Genomic DNA, 17,705 nt, shown 5'->3' with positions numbered 1-17,705 from the left:
GGCATCACGCTGGTCGTTGCGGCCCAGCCACCGCCAGTCGCCCGACCGTCCAGTCCACGTCCGTGAACGCCCAGGTCCCGTCAGCGTCGGATCGCGGCCGGGTCCAACTCCCGGGCGGGCGACAACACTCGCGGCAAGCCCACCTCATCTGAACGGAGGTCCTGCTGCCCAGCTGTGCGGCGACCGGGTGCGGCTCATCGGCGTCTGGCTTGCCGCATACTCCTCGGCCCTCACCGCCCCAGGCCCTGATCCACCGGACAGGCCCCGCCCCATCCGCTACGGTCCTGCCGTGGACCCATTGATCACCGAAGACCCGTCTCATATAGGACCGTACCGCCTGATCGCCCGCCTCGGCGCGGGCGGCATGGGACTGGTCTACCTGGGGCGCTCGGATGTCGGCCGGACCGTCGCCGTGAAGGTCGTCCAGACCGAGTACGCGAAGGACCCCGAATTCCGGCGCCGGTTCGCCCACGAGGTCGCGGCCGCACGGCGGGTCGGCGGGGCCTGGACGGCGGCCGTGCTCGACGCCGACACCGACGCCCAGGTGCCGTGGGTGGCCACGCAGTACGTCGCCGGGCCGTCGCTGCAGGACGTGGTGGCACGGGACTTCGGGCCGCTTCCGGAGTCCTCGATACGTTCCCTCGCGGGCGGACTGGCACGGGCGTTGACCGACATCCATGCGGCGGGGCTGATTCACCGCGACCTCAAGCCGGGCAACGTCCTGGTCACGGTGGACGGGCCGCGAGTCATCGACTTCGGCATCGCGCGGGCGCTGGAGACCCTGGCCGAGGGCGCCATGACCAGGACCGGCGCAGTGATCGGATCGCCCGGCTTCATGTCGCCGGAGCAGGTGCGAGGGCTGCGGCTCACTCCGGCCTCCGACATCTTCTGTCTGGGTTCCGTCCTCGCGTACGCCGCCACCGGCCGCTCTCCCTTCGGGACGGTGGACAGCGGCCTGCACGCGCTGATGTTCCGGGTGGCGACAGAAGAACCAGACCTCGACGGCATACCGGAGCCCGTCCTCGGGCTCGTACGGGAGTGCCTGCAGAAGGAACCCGGCGCGCGGCCCACCGCCCAGGACGTCATGGCTCGCACCGCCACGGATCCTGACGAGCCGTGGCTCCCGGAGAGGGTGCTCAGTCAACTGGGCCGCCACTCCGCACAGTTGCTGGACTACGCCCCCGACCAGGCCCACGAGCCGACAGCCGTCTCCGGCCCGGCTGCTCCGGTTCCGCCCCCCGCACCGGCCGAGGCACCGGCTGCCACGCCCACGTATCCGAGTCCTCAACCCGCCTGGCAGGCCCCCACACAAGCGGCCACGCATGCGCCCCCACCGCCGGCCGCACCCGCCCTGCACAACGCACCCACCAGCGCGGCCCACAACTCTCCGGCCCCAACCGGGTCGCGTCGGCGCCGCATTGTCGTGGCCGCATCGGCCGCCACCGCCTTCGTCGTATTCGTGGGCGGGCTCTTTGTGATCCGCCCCTGGGACCCCGGAACCTCGAAGAGCGGCGGTGGCGGTGGCGAGAAGAGCAAGACCAGCACCCTGCCCGCGAAGTTCGCCGGCACCTGGCAGAGCGCGTTCAAGGGCGACACGTCCGTCCCGGCCCATCTCGTCCGCCTCAAAGTCACCAAGGGCGGGCGCGGCGACAAGGTCGCCGAGTACTCCCAGCGGTTCGGTGGCCACGTGTGCGTCTACAGCAGCCGCCTCACCTCCGTGTCGGGCAGCGCGACGGTCAAGGTGGGCAAGGGCACTCTGGAGCGCGTCGAGCCGAAGACCGCCGACGAGTTGTGCGACGAGGAGCGGCCCGCGATGACCCTCAAGAACCCGCTCGACGACACTTTTGAGCTGGTGACGGATGAGGCGTCCTCCATGATTGTCACGAAGGACCGGCTGAGCGATCCGGGCACCAAGGTGCTCGAGCCCTTCCGTGGCACCTGGAGCGGTGACCTCGGCATGCAATTCGACTCGGGGGCCGAGTACGAGTTGGACCTCGACGTGACGATCGTCGGGCCGGGGGAACAGGGCGTGGTCTTCCGCAGCAAGGAGGAAGGCAAGACCTGCCACTACGTCACCGAGCCGTTCTCCCTCACGGACGACGACGGGGTACACACGCTGCACACCACCCCAGCGACACTCAGTGAGGACGCCAAGTCCGAGAAAGGCTGCCCCGACGGCGGCCCGCTCCTGGACCTCCAACTCAACAACGTCGGCGTAGAGATCGACAGCATCTTCGTGCACATGCTCCGCCCGCTCTACGGGGACTCAGGGACGCGCTCTGGCTCGCTGTTCAAGCCAACCGACTGATCCGCCGAACCGCCAATGTGCCGCTGGCGATCGCCCATTCCCCATCTCCGTTCAGAGCCCATCGACTAGGGTCCTGCCGTGGACCCACTGATCACCGAAGACCCGAGTCACATAGGCCCGTACCGCCTCATCGCCCGCCTCGGCGCGGGCGGCATGGGACTGGTCTACCTGGGGCGCTCGGACGTAGGCCGGACCGTCGCGGTCAAGGTCGTGCAGACCGAGTACGCCAAGGACCCCGAATTCCGGCGCCGGTTCACCCACGAGGTGGCCGCCGCACGGCGGGTCGGCGGGGCCTGGACGGCGGCCGTGCTCGACGCCGACACCGACGCCCAGGTGCCGTGGGTGGCCACGCAGTACGTCGCCGGGCCGTCCCTCCAGGACGTGGTGGCGCGGGACTTCGGCCCGCTTCCGGAGAATTCGGTACGCGCCCTCGCGGGCGGACTGGCACGGGCGCTGACCGACATCCATACGGCGAGCCTGATCCACCGTGACCTCAAACCGGGCAACGTCCTGATCACCATCGACGGGCCCCGCGTCATTGACTTCGGCATCGCACGGGCCCTGGAAACCATCGCCGAGGGGGCGATGACGCGCACCGGCGCGGTCATCGGATCGCCCGGCTTCATGTCTCCGGAACAGGTACGGGGGCAGCGCCTCACCTCCGCCTCCGACATCTTCTGCCTCGGCTCGGTCCTCGCCTACGCCGCCACCGGACGCTCTCCCTTCGGGACCGTGGACAGCGGGCTGCACGCGCTGATGTTCCGGGTCGCGGAGGAAGAACCCGACCTCAGCGGCGTACCGGAGTCCCTGCTCGGACTCGTACAGCAGTGCCTGCAGAAGGACCCGGCCCTCCGGCCCACCCCCCAGGACATCGCCGCCCGCACCACCACGGACCCCGACGAGCCGTGGCTGCCGGGGAGGGTGCTCAGTCAACTGGGCCGCCAGTCCGCCCAGTTGCTGGACTTCGCACCAGGCCAGGTACCGGAGCCTGCAGTCGCCCCCGGCCCAATTGCTCCCCCGGCTCCGTACCCCACGCCGACTGCCACGCCCACGTACGAGACCCCTGCGGGCCCACCCCCTCAACCCGCCTGGCAGACACCCACACAGGCGCCGCCGCCGAGCCCGCCCGCCCTGCACGACGCACCCACCAGCCCGGCCTACGCCCCCTCGGCGCCAACTGGGTGGCACCGACGCCGCATTGTCGTGGCCGCATCGGCCGCCACCGCCCTCGCCGTACTCGCGGGCGGGCTCTTCGTGATCCGCCCCTGGGACACCGGAACCTCGAACAGCGGCGATGGCGGCGGCGGAGGCGAGAAGAAGTCCAACATCGTGCCCGCCGAGCTCCTCGGTACCTGGACCGGCCCGTTCGTCGGCGACGCCTCGAACGCGCCGCCCCATGTCCGCCTGAAAATCACCAAGGGCGGACGCGGCGACAGAGTCGTCGAGTACTCCCAGTTGCTCGATGGCCACGTGTGCGTCTACAGCAGCCGCCTCACCTCCGTGTCCCATACGGCCGCGTCGATCGAGATGGCCGCAGGCACCCTGGAGCGCACCGAGCCGAAGGCCGCCGCCGCGGACTGCGCCAAGCGGCAGCCCGGAATGACCCTCCTGAGCCTCAGCGACACCATCGAGATGACATCGGGCGAGGCGGGCGACGTGGCCTTCAAGAAGGATCCGCTGTCCGATCCGGACAGCAGGCTGATAGATCCCTTCGGGGGCCAACGGAGCCCCAAGCCCGTCCAGATCACCCATTACCAAGCGTTCGACATGAACCTCTCCGGCCCCGAAAAAGACGGCATAGGCATCCGCACCAAGGAGTACGGCAAGACCTGCCACTACGTCACCGAAGCGTTCTCCCTCGTGGAGAAGTACGTCGGCGGTGACAAGACCGAGAGACTCCTCGAGACGACGCTGTTCACCGCCCCGTCGAGACTACGGGCGGACGACGCCGGGTCCGATCCCGGCTGCCGCAAGGACGGTCCGGTCCTGGAGATCACCCACCTCCCCGGTGTCGATGGCAAGTACGTCAGCGCGGATGTGTACAACTCGCCCGAAGGGGAGGCACTGGAGACGGATGTCAGGTTGGACCGCACCGACTGACCACCCTGACCACCCCCCGCAGACCGGCGCGGAATACCCCCTCCCCGCACTGTGAACTGCTCGCCGTCGAAGCGGACCCCCAGCCCAGGCGCCACCGGCGTCGTCCATGCGTTCATGCGTTCCTCCGCAGGACCGATTCTCCCGACAGCGGCCGCAACAGATCGATAGTCAGCCGCCCGGACCACAGCAGCGCCAGCAGCGGCGGCCGGGCCGTCTCCCGAGGCCGATCACCCGCCAGCCGCCGTTCGACCAGGCCCAGTTCCTCACCATCCACCACATGCTGCCAGGCCCGCTCCACCTCGTTCTCGGGCACGACACCGGGGCGCCGGTAGGCCGCCAGGAACCGTACGTTCTCCAACACGACCCGATCCGCTCCGGACCAGATCTCGTACTCCCGGCCATGACCGCGAACCAGCTCGCCCGGCCAAGCGAGGGCTTCCGCGATCTTCGGGTCTTGCAGTCGTTGTGCGGGTTTGACGTTGACCACCCGCGCCACACGTGTGTGTGAGCAGCAGAAAGTCCGGGACATGGTGCTACACCCGGTCATCGCCCCGAGCCGTAAGGCGGCACGGCTGAGCGAAAATCCCCGCACCTCGGGATCGAAGTCGGCCAGCAGCAACCGGGCCGGCTCGAGCCGACTCTCATAGACCACGTGCCCGCCCGTGGTTGCGGACGCGTACGTGCCTGAGTGATGCGACATCCCGTGGACTGAGCGGACATCTCGCCCAAGGCTTCGACTCCACGAAATCCGTCGCCCGCAGCCGGCATACCGGGACTTCTCGTACCGAGCCGTCCTCATGCCGGATCGCCGCTGTGGGAATCCTTACTGTACGACGGGTGCTGCTCGATGTCGGCACTGCCATGCCGGAACCGTACGAGGACCAGACAGCGCGAAGAGAGAACGACCGCTACTGAACGTAGGCATTGTCAATGGGATCGCGGAATTGCTAATCCGTTGCCACGCATTCGCCTTCGGGGTCAGCGAAGTTGCGGATCCTACATGCGTGGGGTATCGCTGGTGTGGTTGAGGAGTTGGTGGATGAGCTGTTCGGTTTCGATTTCCATGGGCAGTCCCAGTGACCGGTTGACCTGGTCCAGGCGTGAGACGGCGGCGTTGAGCCCGCTGCGGTTCCCGGCAGCTGCCTCGATCTGGAACAAGTCGCGGTAAAGGATCTCAGCAGAGGTGTCGACCTCGAGACCGGTGGCGACAGCTCGGCGGGCCAGGGTGAGGTCATGGTGGGAGCCGGGGGCCAGGCGGTAGGTGGCCACGGTGTGCGCGATGCTCACGATACGCATCGCCATCTCCTGCTGCAAAGGTTCGCTCCAGGGCAGCGGCTGCGCACCGAAAGGCCGTCCGCGAACCTGGTCCAGGGCCTTCTCCAGTTGAGCGAGCCCATCAAAACCGTGTGGCAGGGCGGCTTCGACGGACTCCTGAAAGCGGTGCCAGTCACAGCAGATCTTCTCCGACAGCACGTAGGGGTCGGACTTGATGGCGCGGCGCGGCACGTAGGAGGCGCCGTCCTCGTCCTTGCCCAGGCTGCGCCGCAGCCCACCCATCCGTGCGTTGAGGGTGTCGGTCGACCAGGGGCTGGCCGGGTCCATGTCCGCGCACAGGCTGTCGGCACTGCGGCCTGGCTTCAGGTGCAGCAGTGCGGCCAGTTGAGCCTCGCGGGTGCCGTGCCGGGATGTTGTGACACCGGAGATGGTGACCGGCCCCAGAACCCGGATGAAGGGTACGCCGGGGTCAGCGTGTACGGCGGTGCCGCGTGGGGCCGCGTCATGAGGACCGGGCCCTGATGCGGCGGCCTCCTCGGGAGCATCCTCCGGCCGGGCAAGGGAGCCAGGACCGCCTGCTTCTTCACCGCCGCCGGGCGCGGCCGGGCGCACCGCCTCGGGGGCAGCCGCAGGGACCGGCAGGCTGACGGCGGCGGGGGAGGGGGAAGCCGCCAGCAGTGCGGGGAAGACGCCCAGGCCCTCACCGCCCTCCGGAGGGCTCTGCCCGCCGTCGCTTCCAGGAGCTGGTTCGGCGACTGGGGCACTGTGGGTGGGCCCAGGGACGCAGACGGCTTCGCCGGCTTCATCCACCTGACGGGCGGCGGCCGCGTCCCGGGCCGCATGTGAGGTCTGGGATTCGGAAGGCACATGCCTCCAGGCGCCATCAGCGGGGTGGGCGTTCTGGCCGGAGACGGCCAGCGCGGCGGTGATCTCATCGATGGCTTGGCGTTGAAGGCGCTGCAGGGTGATGTCGGTGCCCAGGATGTCGATGCGCTGCGGCCCGCTGTTGGCCGCGTCGATCACCTCGGTGTGCTCGAACAGCAAGTTGGCGGACGATGCCGGTGCGATCAGTGCCGTCTTCATGACGCCGGAGGCCTTGTCGAGGGTTTCGGCGATCTGCCAGGCACTGTCCGCGGTGAGCTGGGACGCGCACAGGATGAGGTAGGGGGCGCGGGTCTGGGTCGGCTCCTGGTGTGCCTCCAGGAGGCGTTCGGCGAAGTCCCGTGCGGCGTGGGCGCTTTCGCGCATGTACGCGATCTGGGATGTCGGCAGGAGATGGTTCAGACCCTCCCCGAAGCCGGCCACGACGACTTCCACGTCCGTGGCCCACGGGCTCATGCCCAGCTCCAACGCCATCGAGGACAGGACCTCCTCGAGAGGCTCCTGCTCGCCGCCCAGGAGGAGCACGCCGGCGTGCGGCAGATTCAGCAGCACCAGGTGACCCGCCTCGTCGGCGCCGATCGTGACCAGCCCCGGATAGGGGGCATCCACCTGCTCCGCATCATGCTCCTTGAGCAGTTCGGCGCCGTCATCACAGACCCACCAGCCGCCTTCACTCGAGGTGAACGGAGGGGCGGGGGCGGCCTGCAGGTCCTCGGGCAGGACCTGGACGCTGCGGTCGGTGATGCGCGCGCCGCGCAGCGCGGGCAGCGCCTGGCCGTCGCGGGCGACCTGGTGGGCCAGCGTGCGCAGGGCCCGGTCCAGCCGCAGAGGGCCCGCGCGTTCGGCGGCTTGGGCCATCTGCGCCTCGGCCGAGGAGACATCGGCGGGCATGGCGATGAGCTCGCCGGGTTTGGCTCTGCGGCGTTGCAGGATGCGGCGGATGGCCAGGGCCAGCGTCACTGCGGCCGCCAACGAGGCCAGCACTCCGACGGTGCGGGGGGTGTTCAGCGCATACGGCGACTCGTCGGCAGGGGCCGGTGTCGAGGCGGGGGTGGAGGGTGTGGGGGAGCGGGGAGGGGCCGATGAGGTATCGGGGTCACGGTCGGAGGGCGGCTTTGACGGCTTGGCTGTCTGGTCCGGGGTCGGGGAGGGGGTGGGCTTGGCCGGCTCGGTGGGCTTGTCGGCACCGCCCGCAGCCCCGCCGCCGTCCCTCTCACCGTCCTTCTGCCCGCCCTGGTCCTGGCCGGTGTCTTCCCGGGGAACGTCCTTCTCGTCATCGGACGTGTCCCCGGGGGCGTGGGACCCCTCCTCCTGGTGCGGGTCGGCGGGGGCATCGGCCGCAGGGATGGTGATGTGCTGGCCGGGGAAGATCAGGTCGGGGTTGCTCACCCGAGGCGTATCGCCCGGCTGGTCCTTGTTCTTGCTCGCCTCATACAACTGGGGCCAGCGCGCGGCGTCACCGGTCTCGTCCTTGGCGATGGAGGACAGGGACTCACCGGCCCGCACGGTGTGCGCGCGCTCATCGCGCGGCTCGACGTCATCGGCTGTACTGATTGGCTGTTCGCTGGCGGCGAGTTGCAGCTGTGGCGCGGACAGCGCCGATGTATCCGAACCGGGCTGGGTCTGCACCACCCGGGCATCGGCGGGAAGCCGCACCGACAGCCCGGCGGGCAACAGCGCGGTGTCGGGCAGATGCGGGTTGAGGGTACGGATCTCCTGGGCGCGGGAGCCCGAGCCGAGGAACTGCACGGCCAGGTCCCATACGGTTTCACCGGTCTCACCCACCACATGCACCGGCCCGGCAGTGGTATCCGGGGCAGAGGAGACCGCACGGGCAGCGTTATCGGCCTCGCCCGCCTCGTCGGCGTGCACGGCGGGCTGGAGGGGTGCGGTGGCGGCGAGCGCCGGTGAGGGTGCGGCCATGGCGGTCCCGGCGGGCAGCACCAGCAGCCCGCCCAGCAGGAACCCGGCCAGCCGCTGTGGCGCTCCCAGCACGCGACGGCGACGGCGACGGCGACGGCGTCGGCTCGGGCGGCGGCGCCGCAGCAGCTGCGGGAGCTCGGCCAGAACACCCAGCGCGAACCAGACCCACAACGCCCACGCGACCACGGTCAGCACGGTGAACAACACGCCGCCGTCGTCGGGTGCCAGCAGAGCGTCGGTGATGTCCGTTCCGCTGGGTACACCGCCCGGCAGAGTGCCGGCTTTGGCCAGCACCCCGGGCACTCCCACCAGGAGCAACAGGAGCGCGGCGAGGCTTCCTGCCGCACGCACCAGACGCACGGCAAGAGCAGGGCGGCTGGGGGAGTGCGGCATCTTTTAGGCTCCGGGGTCGGTGCGTTCGAGCGTGACGTCGGCGTGCGCGGTGACCTGCATGCTGGAGTAGCCGAACCCGCCCAGCAGCAGCGTCTGGTAGGTGTCGTTCACGGTGATGCCGATGCTCTGCCCGTCCTGCGCGACCGTCACCGTGCCCTGGACTTTGGCGTCGGCCAGGAAGGCCTGCGCGGCAGCGACCGCCTTTTGCGGGTCGGCACGGGTGCCCTCACCGAGGATGGCGTCGGGACCGCTGATCTCCTGCCCGGCGCTGCGGGCCGCCTCGGCGGCGATGTCCTCGGCATCCGCGGACGCCATGAGCAGGCGGCCACCGTCGACGAGCAGCGCCAGCAGGCCGATCATGAGGATGGCAAAGCCGAGGAAGTACAGCGTCACCGAACCCCGCTCCCTCTCCGCGCGGCAGTGCAAACCCAGGGCGCAGGCCAGACGCTCTCTTGGGCTCACGGGCCGCCCCCGTCGCCGGTGCGGTCGACGTACTGGTCCACGGCGCTGTGCCGGGTTGCCGTGAGGGTCTTGGTTCCCGGCAGGCCGGGAACCGCGAGCTGGGCCAGCGGGATCGTGCAGTCCACACGGACCGTGACAGAGCCCGGCTGACCCGGATCCGCGGGGAAGCCGCTGGTGTCCACCACGATGGCCGAGCTCGCGCAGGTGCGCTGCGCCTGCCCCAAGGAGTGCAATGCGGCCTGGCGGCCGCGGGTTTGCGCCGTGTCGGGGTCATCGGACTCGCTGGCTGCGCGGGCGGCGGCCGCGGCCGCGTTCGCGGCGGTGCTGTCGCCCAGTCCGGCCAGCCCGAACGCGGCGATGATGCCCAGGATCGGCACCAGCACGGTCAGACACAAGATGGCTTCCAGTGTGTAGGAGCCCCGGTCGCCGCCCATGTGCGTGGCCCGGGCGGTGACGACGTCCCGCCTACGGCGAGCGAGATGGTGCTGGCCGGGGCCGGCCTGAGTCGTTTCCGTATTCACTGGTTCTTCTCCACGGTGTCCTCGGCACTGCGCTCCACCCGCAGGTCCCATGGCAGGAAGTTCATGACGCGGCCGGTCACCGTCACCCGCACCCGCTCGCCCGTCGATCCCGCGGTGCTGACCTGTGCCTGCTGCACCACGCCGACCTGGCCGAGCCATAGCTGGGCACGCGCCGCGCCCGCCCCGGGGGAGGACTCGAACTCGGCACCCGTCTGCGCGCCCTTACGAGCCGCGGTATGGGCGGCCGTGCTGGCCAGGAAGAACACCCCCAACTGCAGGACGAGCAGGGAGATGAACAACAGCATGGGCGCAATGATCAGGAACTCCAGGGTGGCGATTCCGCTGTCACGGCGCCCGGAGCGTGCGACCTGTATCCGGTGTCGCCACCACCGCTCGATGGCCTGTCTCATGCGCCGACGGCGGCCTTGAACCGGTCGATCAGCGTGGTGGAGGTGTCCTTGAAGACGGTGCCGAACGCAACGGCCACGCCCAGCACGACTGCCCCCAGGATCAGCTTCTCCAGGGTCTCCATCCCGGCATCACGCCGGTGACCGGACACGTTCTCCACGCGCGTCAGCCACGCGGTGTGCAGCCGCACGGCGGCCCGGTCGAGCACGTTGAACCTCATCACGTGTGTCCCCTCATTTCCATCACGCCCCATAGCGCCACGGTTGTTGATCGTCAGATGTTGGTCAGAGCGCTGAAGGCCGGGTAGGCGAACATCACCAGCACGACGGTGAACAGCACCGTGCCGGGCACCACCAGGCGCTCGGAGGCCGAGTTGGCTTCGGCCTCCCGGTCGGTCAGCAGCCGCTGGCGCAGCAGCAGAGCCTGGGTGGCCAGCGTCTTTTGGATCGAAGCGCCCGCTCCCGCCAACGAAAACGTCTCTGCAGGCGCGGCGAGTTCGGGAATGTCGAGCTGCTCCCCGAGCTGTTTGAGGGCCTCCCACTGCGGGATGCCGGCCAGTTCGGCGCGTTTGAGGGCGACACTGATCCGGGTCAGGATCCAGTGGTCGCCGACCTCGGCGGTGCGCTGCACCGCCGCCTCCGGCCCCACGTTCGCACCCCGCTCCAGCTGCGCACGCTCCAGGAAGGAAGCGATGGCATAGCGGACCTCCAGCCGCGCCGCCTTCGCCTGACGGCGCACCGTGGCATCCGCGTCGAACCAGATGAAAGACGCGAAGGCGAGCGAGGCCAGCAGCGGCGGTGCCCACGACAGTCGCAGCAGCACGCCGCCGACCTGCACCATGACCAGGGCCAGCAGCGAGCCGAGGACCTTCGTGCCGACGTGGTGGGCCACCGACTTGTTCAGCAGCTCCAAATCGGCGCGCGGCACGGCCAGCCGGTGCCCGTGAGAGGCCAGGATCTGCTCCCCGGCCCGCTCCCACACCGACCCCTTCGGCCGGCGACGAAGCGCACCCCCGGAGGCGGAGGCGGTGCTGGTGGTGGGGCCAGCTGCCGGGGTGGTGTTCTCCAGGCGGTCCAGGACCGCGTCCATGTCGGGGCGCGAGGGCAAGAATTCGCGCACCAGCAGGAAGAGTCCACCGCCGACCACCGCACCGCATGCAAGTGCTCCAGGCGAGATCACGACACAGCCCCCTTCGCCTTCTGCTTCGTCTCCCTCGCAGCCGCCCCCTCGGCGCTGGGCGTCCTTTCGCCGACACCGACGGCCGTCGGCAGCGCGGCCAGCAGCCGCGGCGCCGGCCGCGCCCGGGCGAGCCTGCGCATCCCCATCAGCGCGCCGGCGAACATCGCCCCCAGGACCAGCATCACCAACTGCCCTGAGGCGGTGCGGTAGATCTCCCCCCAGGACGGGTTGGTGAGGATGTACGCGGCGATTGCCAGCGAAATGATCGATACCCAGCGGGTGCCGGTGCGGACCTGGGCGCGCTTGGCGTCCAGGCTGCGCAGCGAGATCGCTTCCTGTTCGGTGAGGCTGGCCATGGACTGCAGGGCCCGGCTCAAACCGGGCCCGTGGTCCTGGGCGTGGGTGAGGAAGAGCATGACGGCGTTGTCGACGGCGCCGTCGGCGAAGGCGTCGGCGAACTGGCGGTAGGCCATCGAGGGGTTGGCGCCCACCCGTAGGCGTGCGGCCAGCAGCCGCACCTGCGGACGGATCACCTGAGGAGCACGGGTGGCGGAGGCGGTGATCGCGCTGTCCAGGGTGCCACCGGACTCGTGCACCCCGGCCAGCTGCTGCATCCACTCCGCCAGCGCCTCCAGGCGCACGATCTGCCGACTGCTGGTCCCGGCCGGATTCCAGATCCACGGAATCCCCAGCACCGCCACCCCTGCCAGCAGCCCGTGCACGGGGCGGGCCCAGATCAGCCAGGATCCCACCGTGCCCAGAGCCGCGGCGAGGACGATGAAGCGGTAGCGGCGTGCCCAGGCGTCGGGGAGCTCGGCCCTTGCGGCCTGCCACCGCACGACCCAGCGTGAGGGCGGCCGGCCTGCTGCCACGGGCACCTGGGTGGCGCCGCGCACGCCCACGAGCAGCCCGCCTATGATCAGCGCGCCGCACAGCGCGGCGAGCAGACTCCACTGATCGCTGCTCATGCCGCGCTCTCCTTTCCGCCGACCAGGCCCAGCGGCGTAGGCCAGGCCCCGTACGGGGGCACGGTCAGCCAGCGCCGGTCGAAGCCGGCCAGGCCTTCCAGCTCGCCGATGCAGGACGGCGCCAGCTGCGGCACGCCGCGTGGATCGCAGCCGGCAGGGGCGAAGATCTCCTGGATGGAGGGGTGGCCGCCTTCGCCGGGCTGGACCTCCAGAACGTGGGAGATGAACCGGTGGCGGCGCCCGCCGATCCGTGTCTGGTTGATCTGCTTGAGGTAGACGATGAAATTGATGCCGGTCCCGACGAGTTCGTGGACGTCGTCGCGGTGCATGCCTTGGCAGAGGGTGACCAGACGAGGAAGGACAAGGCTGGGGTAGGCGGCGTGCACCGTGCACATGGAACCGGCACCGCCCGCGCTCATCGCCTGCAGCATCGCGATGGCTTCCCGGTCGCGGACCTCACCGACGATCACGCGGGTAGAGAGCATGCGCAGGGTGTGCGGGAACATGTCCTCCACGGTGATCTGCCCGACCGGATGTCCCTCGACGAGCTCGCCGTTGGATTCGCGCGACTCCATGGCCAAAAACTGGGCGCCCTGGTCGTAGTGGTCCAGGAACAACTCGCGGTCCGACTCCAGGGTGACGACCCGTTCCTCCGCGGGGATCTTCTTCGCCAGCGCGCGCAGCAGGGAGGTCTTGCCGGTGCCCACATCCCCGGCGATCAAAATGTTCTTCTTCGCCAGCACAAGAGAATGCAAGAACGCGGCCAGGGCCCCGGACAGGGAACCCCATGCTTGCATCTCCTCCAGGCTCGAGTTCAAAATCCGGTGTCGGCGAATGCCCAGGAAGGGCACGGGGGTCAGGACCGTGGCCTCGGCGCGCGAGCCGTCGGGCAGGCGGAAGCTCACCATCGGCGAGGAAGCCGACAACCTGCGTTCGCGGTGACCGGAGTTGGACGCCAACCGGTTGATCAGCGCGATCAGTTCGTCGTCGTTCTGCGCGATGGGCGCAACCTTCGCGGTGGGCCGGTTGACGTAGTCGACCTGCACGGCATCACCCAGCACGACGATGTTCTCCACATCCGGGTCATCCAGGTACTTCTGCAGCGGCCCGGCGTGAAACAGCGCGTCGTAGACGGCCTGGGAGAGTGCGGTCACCTGCACGGGTGTCAGTGCCTTGTTCCGGCGGGCCTGGTCCACGGCCCACCGTGACACCCGTTCGGCGACCAGGGAGCGGGCCCGCTCCCGGCGGGCGCTCTCGTTGGCCAGCGGCTCCTTCTCATCAGCCGCGACGATGTCATCGCTGACCGCATCACGCAGATCGGCAATATCCTGCGGCGACGCCGGCAGCGCCCCCTGCTCGCTGACCTCGACAGCCGCCGGAGACGTCAGCGCCGCCCCCGCCGGGCGCAGCGTGTGCGGCGCCGTGCCCAAAGCGCCCCAAGCGCCCGGAGCTGCGGGCCGCAGGGCCTGGCTCAGCACATCCTGCAACCGTGCGGGGGCCCCGTTCATGGCGGGCAGCTCGAACCGGTCAGTCACCGACCCTCACCCCCAGGCGCGGGTCCGGGGGCGGCATCGGAGGGGCCTGCCGGCTGGCGGCCAGCCGCTGCAGCACCCCGGCCACCACCGGTGAACTCACCGGCGCCGCAGGCATGTCCAGCGCACGACGCCGGGTATGGACCTCCACCCCGATGGCCTGCACCGCCTTACGGGCCTGCTTGATCAAACCGAGCTTCGCCAGCTTCACCGGGCGCTGCGCACCGTGCGTGAACAGCGCCCCCGCGGTCGCATCCCACGGCAGCATCTCCACCACCGGCACCCCGAACCGCCGCGCGATCGCATCGGTACGCAATCCGCCCGCCCCCGCCGACAGTTCCTGGATGACCAGCAGCCGCAGCGCATCCGCGCCGCTGCCCCGCCGCTCCAGCTCCCCCTGCAACACCCGGACCACCGGAAACGTCTGCGCCACCGATGTCAGCGAGTTGCGCACCACCAGCAACACCACATCGGCCCTCTGGGCCAGCACCGCGGGAAACAGACCCGGGTGCAACCCCTCGCCCTCGACCACGACCTGCCCGGCATCGACCACCACGTCATAACCGGCGTGCTGATCCATCGCCTGCAGCAGCAACGACAACGGCTCCCACGTTCCGGCCAGCGCGGCAGCCTGCGCCGGATCGGTCAGACCCGCCAGCAGCAGCCGATTGCCCTGCGCATCCAGCGGCCGCAGATGTGCCTCGAATGCCTCCGCCAGCTGGTTTTGCAGGTGCGCCTGGGCCAGATGCCACAGCCCCACCTCCCCGCCCCAGGCACCCTGCCGGTAGCCGGAACGGATCGACGCCTGCCTTGCCACAGCCTCCACCAGCAGCGACGGACGGGCACTGGACAGGGCCAGAGCCAGGCAGGACACGGTGACACCGCACCCGTGCCCGCCCGCCAACACCATCACGGACATCGCCCCTCAGCCCCCGGACTTCAGCACGATCGCCACCCGGCCCGCGCTCGCATCCGAGGCCACCACACCACTGTCCGCATCCGCCACGGCCACCTGCACGACGACGTCACCGCTGCTGGAGGGGGCACCCACCTTGACGACACGCCCCTGCACCTCGGCGAGTTCCGACTGCTCCTTGCCAACGACCTCACCCTCCTTGGGGCGGCTCACCAGGCTGACGGCGGCGCCGGGCCGCAGAGCGTCGACCGGAGCCATGCCCCGCTTCACCTCCACGGCGACCAGCGCCTCGCCCGGCTTGAGCCCGCCCTTGCCGGTGAGCTGACGGGAGGTCAGAAGCGAGCCCTCGGTGAGCGCGGCCGCGGCCCGCCGCCCGATGACCGTGTCCTTCTGCGTGACCGCCACCGGCTTGAGCCCGGCATCCGCCGACAGCGCGACCACCCGCAGATCCTCCGCCGTGATCTTCTGCCCGGCGGGCACGTCGCGGGCCAGCGCCAGCACATCGGAGCGCTCACCCGAAGCGTTCAGCAGACCGGCAAAGCCGATCGCACCGGCCAGCACCATCACGCCGCCGATCACCATGAACGAGCGGCGCCGCCTGCGCGGCGGCTCCGGATCGATGATGTCCAGCTCCGGACGCATCACGTCCCCAGCCGGCGGGGCGGGCACCGTCGTCCTGTTCTTCGTACTGCTCTTCAACACGCGCTTGCCATCCCGCCTAGTCGAGGACTCTCATCTCGCCCACGGACACCCCAAAGTCGCTCTCGCGCACCTCGGTGAACGCGCCCTCCTCACCGGCCCCGCCGGTGACTTGCCACTCCACAGCCCACGTCGCGGTCGCGGTTCCCCTAAAACGGCCGCCCGCACGGTCCTTGGACGAAGTCCGGTAGAAGTGGCCGCAGTCAGGCGACTTCGACATGCCGTAGGAGGCCTTGTACTTGGTGCCCGCACCCTGACAAGTGACCGTCTTCTCGTCACCCATCGACCAACGAATCGAGGACACCTTCGCGGTCGCAGACACGGTCACGTTTCCGGCTGTCGCAGTCGCTGTGTTGGGACCGAACGTTGTGGGGGAGGGGACCACCCACAGCCACATTGGCACCCCGACCGTGTACTTGCCCGCCGCGCGAGGGCTCCCGATGTCGGGGCCGGTCAAGTTCATTTTGTCCACGGCCTCTTAGGCCAAGACCTCGGGATCGACAGCCGGTGGTTCCTCTGCTGCCCAGAAAGGTATGGGGATGGCCCCGATACCCCCGTCTGCGGAGAACCGGCACTCGCGCTCGTAGACTGCTCCGTCGCTGTGGCCCTCCCACAGTGCACTGTCCTTGGGAGGCTGCGGGTCCATCTTCTTGACCGTGCAGGCCTGGCGCTCATCCTTCTTCTTGCCCTTCCCGCCCCTGCCCATGGCCGGTTGGGCAGGCAGACCAGCGCCCCCCTCCAGCTGACTGCCTTCCTGCCCGGCCTTGCACATGATCCAGGTGACCGCCCCGTTCACACATGATCCGCTCTCGGGAGGCGCGGCCTGTGCAGGCCTTGGTACGGCGAAGGCCAGTCCCACCAGCGACGCCGATGTGGCGAAGATTGTCAGCAGGCGCGCTGATGGGGCGTTAGCTCTAAGATTTTCCACTGCTTCCCCCACTTCTCGGCTTTGACGGTCGTGACATAGCGCGTCATGTTCCCCTCAGGGAGGGGAACGGGCTTGCCCGTCTTGCGGTAGAAGTACTTCCAGGTGGAGGTGTTGAGGCAGTCGGAGAGCTCGGCCCGGGGCACCTGGCGCTTCAGATCGGTGCTGGTGACCTTTGTCTTGTGGCCAGGCTTACCCTTGGCGAAGATGCCCTTCTTCTGCAGGCCCTCGACGTCGAGCCTGGCACGGGCGTAGGCACCTGCCGCAGCGTATTTCTTCAGATCCGTGCCTTTGAGGTCCGCCGCCGCATAGGCCTTGACCTGCTCTTCCCACATGCGCTCGTACACCTTCAGGACTGCCTGCTTGTCCTGGGCCAGAGGGCACGCGCTCTTGCTGGGGACTGACCCGGAGGCCTTGCTGGGAGGGGGAGAAGGCTTGTTGCTGTCTGTGTTGGCGTCGCCGACACTGCTGCACGCGGTGAGGACGATGGCGGCACACAGGGCGAGTAGTACCTCCGCCACCTGCGTTTTTTTCCTACTGCGAATGTCGGAATATGCACTCTGGCGTTCCGCTCGTGTCACTGTGTCTCCCAGCGCGGCGTGATGATGCGCCGGTCAACTCCCAGGTCTTGGAGCAAAGCGAGATGGGGAGCGCGCGGCTGGTACGAGCTGCGGTGATGGAGTTTGCGTAGCGGTCACACTACGACGCAGAAGGCCCACGGGGCACCCCGTTCCCTCCTGTCGTGTACGGCAGTTGATAGGTATTCGGTCACAACACGTCACCTGCACAGATGAGGTGAGGTGTTGTACCGACGGTCGTCGGCGTGCTGTGGGACGGTCAGTCGATGCAATGGCGAATCTTGGAATGAAGAGCGAATCCGGAGTCTAGTGCCCCGCTTGGCCAAGGCCGAGTGTCCTGGCGCGGGTGCGCAGCGACAGTGCAGCGCGGTGGTCAGCTACTGAACGCTCAGCGAGGTCGGAGACGGGCCAGGGTGTGTGCATCCCTGGTGCTTGAGCGCGCACCCACGTGATCGCGCTGGCAGGGAATGGAGTTGGCCGTTGTCCTTTGTGGAGGCACACTTCTGCCTGTTCAGGGGGAGGCCTACAGAGCGCGTTCGCAGGTTACTGACCTTGTTGGCGTGATGTCGCGAGGGCTGACAAGTCTTGGTTTTCGCAGTAGGCCGGTCATATGAGGTATCCGCAAGGGGGTGGGCT

At 69.2% G+C, this 17,705-nt stretch carries 15 protein-coding genes; 2 read left to right on the top strand and 13 right to left on the bottom strand.

What is annotated here, in order from left to right; all coding sequences use genetic code 11:
- The first annotated feature begins 289 nt into the window (after positions 1 to 289).
- Positions 290 to 2,308, top strand: a complete 2,019-nt coding sequence (locus AB0I94_RS41215; RefSeq protein WP_363314962.1) for a serine/threonine-protein kinase — start codon at positions 290 to 292, stop codon at positions 2,306 to 2,308.
- A 78-nt stretch (positions 2,309 to 2,386) separates the two neighbouring features.
- Positions 2,387 to 4,408, top strand: a complete 2,022-nt coding sequence (locus AB0I94_RS41210; protein ID WP_363314961.1) for a serine/threonine-protein kinase — start codon at positions 2,387 to 2,389, stop codon at positions 4,406 to 4,408.
- Positions 4,409 to 4,520: 112 nt separating this feature from the next.
- Here the strand turns inward: AB0I94_RS41210 and AB0I94_RS41205 are convergent, their stop codons facing one another.
- The 13 genes from AB0I94_RS41205 to AB0I94_RS41145 form a co-directional block, all read right to left on the bottom strand.
- Positions 4,521 to 5,108 carry a TnsA-like heteromeric transposase endonuclease subunit gene (locus AB0I94_RS41205; protein ID WP_363314960.1) on the bottom strand — a complete coding sequence of 196 codons (588 nt, stop codon included), beginning with the start codon at positions 5,106 to 5,108 and terminating at the stop codon, positions 4,521 to 4,523.
- A gap of 296 nt (positions 5,109 to 5,404) precedes the next feature.
- Positions 5,405 to 8,881, bottom strand: coding sequence for a LysM peptidoglycan-binding domain-containing protein (locus AB0I94_RS41200; protein WP_363314959.1), 3,477 nt, complete (start codon positions 8,879 to 8,881; stop codon positions 5,405 to 5,407).
- Between the two features lie 3 nt (positions 8,882 to 8,884).
- Positions 8,885 to 9,274, bottom strand: coding sequence for a hypothetical protein (locus tag AB0I94_RS41195; protein ID WP_363314958.1), 390 nt, complete (start codon positions 9,272 to 9,274; stop codon positions 8,885 to 8,887).
- 65 nt (positions 9,275 to 9,339) lie between these two features.
- A complete protein-coding gene (locus tag AB0I94_RS41190) occupies positions 9,340 to 9,864 on the bottom strand; it encodes a hypothetical protein (RefSeq protein WP_363314957.1) in 525 nt (174 codons plus the stop codon).
- Complete coding sequence (locus AB0I94_RS41185) at positions 9,861 to 10,274, bottom strand: TadE family protein (RefSeq protein WP_363314956.1); 414 nt, start codon at positions 10,272 to 10,274, stop codon at positions 9,861 to 9,863. Before AB0I94_RS41185 ends, AB0I94_RS41190 begins: the two co-directional genes overlap by 4 nt.
- Positions 10,271 to 10,492 carry a hypothetical protein gene (locus AB0I94_RS41180; protein WP_363314954.1) on the bottom strand — a complete coding sequence of 74 codons (222 nt, stop codon included), beginning with the start codon at positions 10,490 to 10,492 and terminating at the stop codon, positions 10,271 to 10,273. The genes AB0I94_RS41185 and AB0I94_RS41180 overlap by 4 nt, the downstream gene beginning before the upstream one ends.
- Positions 10,493 to 10,545: 53 nt before the next feature.
- Entirely contained in the window at positions 10,546 to 11,391 is an 846-nt protein-coding gene (locus AB0I94_RS41175) for a hypothetical protein (RefSeq protein WP_363314953.1), read from the bottom strand.
- Between the two features lie 56 nt (positions 11,392 to 11,447).
- Positions 11,448 to 12,419 carry a type II secretion system F family protein gene (locus AB0I94_RS41170; protein ID WP_363314952.1) on the bottom strand — a complete coding sequence of 324 codons (972 nt, stop codon included), beginning with the start codon at positions 12,417 to 12,419 and terminating at the stop codon, positions 11,448 to 11,450.
- Positions 12,416 to 13,954 (bottom strand): ATPase, T2SS/T4P/T4SS family, encoded by a 1,539-nt coding sequence (locus AB0I94_RS41165; RefSeq protein WP_363314951.1) that lies wholly within the window; start codon positions 13,952 to 13,954, stop codon positions 12,416 to 12,418. Before AB0I94_RS41165 ends, AB0I94_RS41170 begins: the two co-directional genes overlap by 4 nt.
- Positions 13,947 to 14,870, bottom strand: a complete 924-nt coding sequence (locus tag AB0I94_RS41160; protein WP_363314950.1) for a hypothetical protein — start codon at positions 14,868 to 14,870, stop codon at positions 13,947 to 13,949. Before AB0I94_RS41160 ends, AB0I94_RS41165 begins: the two co-directional genes overlap by 8 nt.
- Positions 14,871 to 14,876: 6 nt before the next feature.
- On the bottom strand, positions 14,877 to 15,569 hold the full coding sequence (locus AB0I94_RS41155; protein ID WP_363314949.1) for an SAF domain-containing protein: 693 nt from the start codon (positions 15,567 to 15,569) through the stop codon (positions 14,877 to 14,879).
- A gap of 16 nt (positions 15,570 to 15,585) precedes the next feature.
- Positions 15,586 to 15,894, bottom strand: a complete 309-nt coding sequence (locus AB0I94_RS41150; protein WP_363314948.1) for a hypothetical protein — start codon at positions 15,892 to 15,894, stop codon at positions 15,586 to 15,588.
- A 557-nt stretch (positions 15,895 to 16,451) separates the two neighbouring features.
- Positions 16,452 to 17,012, bottom strand: coding sequence for a hypothetical protein (locus tag AB0I94_RS41145; protein WP_363314947.1), 561 nt, complete (start codon positions 17,010 to 17,012; stop codon positions 16,452 to 16,454).
- Positions 17,013 to 17,705 lie beyond the last annotated feature (693 nt).

Source organism: Streptomyces sp. NPDC050147 (genome assembly GCF_040660195.1).
GTDB lineage: Bacteria > Actinomycetota > Actinomycetes > Streptomycetales > Streptomycetaceae > Streptomyces.
This window is presented reverse-complemented; position numbering and strand designations above follow the sequence as displayed.